General features: G+C 35.0%; 6 protein-coding genes and 1 tRNA gene. 1 reads left to right on the top strand and 6 read right to left on the bottom strand.

The genetic code is table 11. The features are described from left to right. Nucleotides 1-456: 456 nt before the first annotated feature. Genes B091_RS0111360 through B091_RS0111340 form a run of 5 tightly spaced genes read right to left on the bottom strand, consistent with a single transcriptional unit; the run spans nt 457 to nt 3,974 of the window. Nucleotides 457-1,389, bottom strand: coding sequence for a helix-turn-helix transcriptional regulator (locus B091_RS0111360; RefSeq protein ID WP_018110116.1), 933 nt, complete (start codon nt 1,387-1,389; stop codon nt 457-459). Between the two features lie 31 nt (nt 1,390-1,420). After that, the gene (locus tag B091_RS0111355) at nt 1,421-2,158 is read right to left on the bottom strand and encodes a hypothetical protein (protein WP_018110115.1); all 738 of its coding nucleotides are present in this window, start codon (nt 2,156-2,158) and stop codon (nt 1,421-1,423) included. Between the two features lies 1 nt (nt 2,159). Further along, nucleotides 2,160-2,606 (bottom strand): hypothetical protein, encoded by a 447-nt coding sequence (locus B091_RS0111350; RefSeq protein ID WP_018110114.1) that lies wholly within the window; start codon nt 2,604-2,606, stop codon nt 2,160-2,162. A gap of 2 nt (nt 2,607-2,608) precedes the next feature. Continuing rightward, nucleotides 2,609-3,283 (bottom strand): GTPase domain-containing protein, encoded by a 675-nt coding sequence (locus B091_RS0111345; protein ID WP_018110113.1) that lies wholly within the window; start codon nt 3,281-3,283, stop codon nt 2,609-2,611. Nucleotides 3,284-3,293: 10 nt separating this feature from the next. After that, complete coding sequence (locus B091_RS0111340; protein WP_018110112.1) at nt 3,294-3,974, bottom strand: hypothetical protein; 681 nt, start codon at nt 3,972-3,974, stop codon at nt 3,294-3,296. A 98-nt stretch (nt 3,975-4,072) separates the two neighbouring features. Between B091_RS0111340 and B091_RS12780 the strand changes: the two genes are divergently transcribed. After that, a complete protein-coding gene (locus B091_RS12780) occupies nt 4,073-4,429 on the top strand; it encodes a WD40/YVTN/BNR-like repeat-containing protein (RefSeq protein ID WP_025069679.1) in 357 nt (118 codons plus the stop codon). A 49-nt stretch (nt 4,430-4,478) separates the two neighbouring features. Here the strand turns inward: B091_RS12780 and B091_RS0111330 are convergent. Beyond that, nucleotides 4,479-4,560: transfer RNA gene (locus B091_RS0111330), tRNA-Leu, on the bottom strand. Nucleotides 4,561-4,937 lie beyond the last annotated feature (377 nt).

Below are 4,937 nucleotides of genomic sequence, written 5' to 3'. Positions count from 1 at the left end.
TACATGTCTAAGTTTTTTATTATAAAACAACGGCTCAGGTAAAGTTGTTACCCAAGCCCATCATTTTAACTTACACACTTTATGAGAGGGTGTCGGATAATTACCGAGGGGATTAGTTTTTTACATACAGGATCAACACTTATCTTACCTTTGTACTTTATAGTGCTGAGTTTGGTGCTGTCTCTTCTAGCAATAATGTTAAGAAAGTTCACCTCTAAAAACTAAACTACTTAAGTCAATCGTATATTTAGCTTTACTTAGTTTACCTATGTAGAGCATATCTCCAGATTAAGTCTTGGGCATATTATATGCTCAAGACTTAATAATTGGGGTTTACTGATCCATTAACCTTCCTAGCCTTAGTGATTGATATTTATCCCAAGATGATAATGGGATGTAATCTTTCTAATAGCTTACCCATATTACAGAACTTCTCCTTGCAAGCAGGTGAGAAAGTTACTCGTTTACTGCATAACTATCTCCCGTTTGATAACCTTTGAGTGTTGCCTCTAAAATAGCGATCATATCTTGACGGAAAGATTCGGGCGCAAGAACAGCTAGTTTGTCGCGATTCCATAAGAGCTCCTGTTTGAGGTCATAAGTGGGTCTTACATAGATTTCAAAATCACTGTGGTTTTCAGTTTCATCTATCAAAATTTGAGATTCATGAATAGGTAAATCTTTTAAATATAAGTTTTGAGGCCAAAAGGCTCTAAACTGAATTTTGATAGGGTTGTGTTTTCTGATTATACCGTAGCAATCTGCAAAATAAGTTTCGGGATCTAATATATCTACTAAGTTTTCGGATAATTCACGTGCTTCTTCTTGGTGTGATAGTTCACATATTCGTTCTAGGGCAAAAGTTATGGGTTGCTCCAGCTCTATGTCCTGACCGATAACGTACCACCTCTGTTTAAACAATCGGATAAATACAGGAATAAATTGATGTTCTTTAGGTTCTCCGTAATGTGATTTATAGGTTATATTTAGCGTGTTTTTATCTTCAATAGCCTCTATAATCGCTTGCAGTCTTTGGATACCGACGGGAGCGGGCTCTAAAATGATTTTGCTGCTGTCCTTACATGCAGCTTGTATATTCGATATTCTGAGCCCATTCATTAACCATTGCATGGGCTTGTTTTCATGGAACTCTGTTGAAGCATCTATCCAATACGTACTTCCGTTTTTCTTATCACAAAGAATATCTACATTGAATAGAGATTGTGCATCCTGTTTGTAGCGATAGAAACTTCTGAGGGTTAAGACCTCTCCGTTAGGATTGAAAGATGAATCTTTCCATTTCTCTTGTATCTTCTTAAAAGTCATACTCCTTTTATTATTAAGGAGTGAGTCGACAAGCCAGATACAGAATTTATATTTATAGTTCATAATAATTTAGTTTTAGGTGTTAGTCTGTATGTTAATCGAATGATATTTCTAACTCGTAATCTATTTTATGGTATGAACTACAAGTCTCATTAAAGTTCACATTGGTACTAAAAAAATAACTCATACTAAGGTTGTAACCAATCTCTAGTATTTCAGTTAGGTTTTGTGTTAATTCAGTTTTTATGGAATATGTACCATGAAGTTGTCCTGTCGGACTAAATCTTAGCTCCTCTAATCTATTCTGTAAGATTTGATCTTTTTGTATTCCTCTACTTTCGAGATATTCTTTAATCTCCTCGTAGCTTTTTATGGATTTTACTTTAAATTTCCGCTCAATTTCTAAAGATTGCTTTAATTCACTATTCGTTTTGTTTTCTACTGTAGCACTGGTTTTTACTAACTTGACTCCTATTGACCCATCACGCCTTTGTGTAAGCTCTCTTCCTTCTACTTCGAATATCTTACCTTTTATTGATGTTGCACCCATATAACCTAAAGTGGTAATGTAGGCTTCGATTTTGTTTTGCGAAAACTGCTTTTCTAATGATGGATTCATTAGGACGTAGTCTTGTGCATAAGTATCATAAGCATAAACTTCTCCAATTTTAGGCTCAACGCCATATTGTTTCACCCAATTATCAATGTTGTTGATGTCGACAAATTTTTGATCTTTTGTGTTCTCAAGATCTGGGTAGTATCCTTTTTCTATCGCTTTGGCATCTATCTCATCTACAATGCAGATGACTTTTAGGGGATTAATTTCATTCATACTAATTGTTTTTAAAGAGAATTATTAAGATGGCTACAATCGCTATTGTTATCAATGCCGCAGTAATTATAGTAGAGAGTGAGTTTTTGGGTTTGAATTGTAGAACTTCCTCTATTAGTTCATCTTTGCAAGTTTTATCATTTATTTTAGCTTCTTGCATAAGGTTTGACGCCAGCTCGGTAGTTGTTATGGCGTCGCTATAAAACATAAAGCCAATGTTGCGGCCTATCACATCTTTATCCGCCAAATGTCCTTTAATGAAATATCCCGTTTTCATTTTGTAAACCCTTGCACTCTCTTTATTGAAGGTTGTATGATTTTTATCTTGTAGATAGTTATAGTATTTGATATAGGTTGGATCGGTTGGAGGAGTAATGATCTTTCCGTTAATAGAGATAACATCTTGTGATTTGTTATTAGGGTCTTGGTACCAGAGTATATTTTTCATGATTAGTTGTTAAATAGTTTTTTTTCTATATAGGTGGTTAGTGCTTTTTTATTACTTAAGTCGAGTAGTATAAAGTTTTTATCCTTTTCTAACTGATTATTGAAGTTTTTATTGATTTCCTTTAGTAGTTCATTTTCTAGTTTTGCATGAATGTTCTTTAGTTCTTTTTTGTTATTTGCCAGTTTGTCTATATGTGAGCCTATTATATGGATGTTTTTTTCTTCTTTCTGCTTACTAATCTCATGTCCAATTTTCCTTAATCGCCCTAATACGTCCGTTTTGTACTCTACATCTTGCTCGTATTTATAGCTGTCAAATATATATATGATGAAGGTCTTTTTTTGACACAGTTCTTCATAGTAGTGCTTTACGCTGTCTTCACCGCCAGATACATCGTAGCTTTGTTTTATCTTTCTTTTTACACCTCCTATTGTGACTATTGTTTTTTCAATCCTTTCTCGATCTTGGGTTTGTTTTATATCAGAGTTTTTACTTGTAATAGCATTCCAAAGCGTTGTTTTACCAGCTCCTTGGTTACCTAGAATGGCAATATCATAACCAAGTGGAATATTTATGATAGTGGCTAATAATCCCATAATAAATGTACCTAAAGCCATAGCTATCCATATAATAAGAGGAAAAGCAGCTTCTTGACAGTTTAAATCTAAAGTTTCCATAGTTTGAATTTTAAATGTTGTTTATTAAGCTTTCCATCATCCAGTCGTACATGTGTTCGTTTGGTTTATGTGCTGTAGGGTGGAAGCTATTTATAATTGTGATTTGTTTCTTTTGGTTTTGATGAGTCCAGCTGTTCTTCTCGCTAAAGTTAAGTTCTGGATAAATAAGTTCTTTAGCGATCTTAAATACGGTGTTACCGCCGCAAACTATAATGTTAGGGCTTAATATATCCAACTCTTCTCGAATGTACTTAGCGTATCTTTTGGCGAAATCAGTGATTTGTGATTCATAAGCAACTGGTCCACCCGACTTTTTTTTAACATTAACGTAGGCATAAGGTAATTCTTGGAGCGCTTTCATCTGATTCGAAGAGTTGAATGCATCAGCTATTGAAGGGTAGCAAGTATCTTTAAGATATGTTATCCCGTAAAGCCAAGCTGCAATTCGATTAAAAAATAATCCATTCGGAGAATACCCATTGATACTTCCGCTCCAAGCTCGGACGTCTTCTCCATCATTATTATTGTTCTCTTTGAGCAGGAAGGCTATTTTGCGTGGTGAGTCATTCCATAATTGATCTTCATGCCCATTTCTGTACATCAATCCATCTTCGGAAAAACCCGAGACCCCATCTTTTTCCATCTCTGTTCTCCATCTTTGAAATAATTCGTCTAACTTCGTGTTTATCATATCATCTTATTTTTAGACAAATTTACTTGAGGAGTGTGCCAACTCCTGACACTCTAATTTAAATGTTCGGAAATATTTATCTTTTTAAGTTATATGCTATGCCACAAATAATAAATGATGGAGGGGAATTGATTCGTATTAATCTCTCCAATAACATGATTGAGTATTCGACTACTGGTGGACGTGCTTGGTTTCGACGTTTTTTAGGGACGAGCAATGTTGGTGTCTTTATTGATTTGATAGTTTGCAGTAATGAGATTATTGCAAGTACTACAAAAGGTATTTATTATTCTCGCGATAGGGGACGAACTTGGTTTGCTCGCTCAAAGGTGGGTAGTGGTTGTGGAGAGTTTGCCTCTTTGCAGTTGAATGGAGCCGAATTATTGGGGATTACGGCGAAGGGGTTATTCTTTTCTAGAGACCAGGGTAGGACTTGGTTCAAAAGAGGAAATTGATTAAATGCAAGAAGAGCTTCTGATATTAATACCAGAAGCTCTTCTTATGTGCGGATGAAAGGACTCGAACCTTCACGTCTCACGACACTAGATCCTAAGTCTAGCGCGGCTACCAATTACGCCACATCCGCAGATGTTTGCTTGATTGCGTTGCAAAGGTAAATATCTTTTTTAATTATGCATCATCTTGCCCCAATTATTTTCATAAATATTTTGTTTAGAAATCAGAGTTTTTATTGTTGATTAATATTATGCCTTATCCTGTGGTAATTATAGGTCTATATTTGTAATGCGGAGTTTACTCTATCTATATTTTTTTGTAAGCTTCGCAGATCTTGCGTTTCTGCCTATTGCTCATTTTAGATTTCCACCGTAGTGGTTTTACTGCAACAGTTCAGTAATAAAATAAACTCTATATAATAAGGAGTAGTAAAGGAGGACTTGTAACCCCCATTAAAAACTATGTAAAATTATTTCATATGCTAACCTGTGGATTGATAGCTTGTTA

Source organism: Bacteroides propionicifaciens DSM 19291 = JCM 14649, from assembly GCF_000375405.1.
In the GTDB taxonomy this organism is placed as follows: domain Bacteria; phylum Bacteroidota; class Bacteroidia; order Bacteroidales; family Bacteroidaceae; genus Bacteroides_E; species Bacteroides_E propionicifaciens.
Note: the sequence above shows the minus strand (reverse complement) of the source record. Positions and strands in the feature narration are given on the sequence as shown.

Bases quoted from the DNA above. Each gene is read 5' to 3' on its own strand.
- B091_RS0111360 (WP_018110116.1), bottom strand. From the start codon at position 1,389: ATGAACTATAAATATAAATTCTGTATCTGGCTTGTCGACTCACTCCTT.
- B091_RS0111350 (WP_018110114.1), bottom strand. From the start codon at position 2,606: ATGAAAAATATACTCTGGTACCAAGACCCTAATAACAAATCACAAGAT.
- B091_RS0111345 (WP_018110113.1), bottom strand. From the start codon at position 3,283: ATGGAAACTTTAGATTTAAACTGTCAAGAAGCTGCTTTTCCTCTTATT.
- B091_RS12780 (WP_025069679.1), top strand. From the start codon at position 4,073: ATGCCACAAATAATAAATGATGGAGGGGAATTGATTCGTATTAATCTC.
- B091_RS0111355 (WP_018110115.1), bottom strand. From the start codon at position 2,158: ATGAATGAAATTAATCCCCTAAAAGTCATCTGCATTGTAGATGAGATA.
- B091_RS0111340 (WP_018110112.1), bottom strand. From the start codon at position 3,974: ATGATAAACACGAAGTTAGACGAATTATTTCAAAGATGGAGAACAGAG.